This window comes from Streptomyces sparsus, assembly GCF_054776295.1.
In genome coordinates, this window is the sequence record NZ_BAAHCA010001750.1 from 1 (window position 1) to 504 (window position 504).

Annotated in this window: 1 pseudogene; it reads left to right on the plus strand. The window is 76.0% G+C overall.

The features are described 5' to 3' along the window. Positions 1-504 (plus strand): annotated as a pseudogene (locus ACYVE9_RS30645) (family 2 glycosyl transferase); the annotation flags it as partial.

Sequence of the window (504 nt, forward strand, 5' to 3'; positions counted from 1 at the left end):
TCGACAAGGCCGGCGCCGTCTACACCCTGCTCGCCAACGCCCGCGGCCGCGCCCTGCCGTGGGTGCTGCTGCGCCTCGTCGTCGGCACCCTGGTCCGCACCGTCGCCTACCTCATCGGCAAGGCACCCGGCCAGGCACTCGACGAGGTCACCGGCCTCTTCAAGACGCTGCTGCGCCCGGAGTTGCTGCTCAAGGCCCGCCGCCGCCGCGGCAGACCCGCCGTCGAAGCCGGCGAACTGCGCCCGCTGTTCCCCCCGCCCGGCGCCACCGTCCGCGCCACCGTCGAACAGGCCGCGGCCGGACTGGCCGGCCGCGCCGAGCCCGAGCAGTCCAACCCCGGACGCCACGGAGCCGTCGAGAGCGGACCCGGCGGTGACGACGCGGACTACCTGGAGGTCGAGCAGTTCGCCCGGCTCCGGCGCCTCGCCCGCAAACCCGCGCCCGTCCTGTTCGCCGCCCTGCTGCTCGTCTCACTCGTCGCCTGCCGCGCCCTGCTCGGCGGCG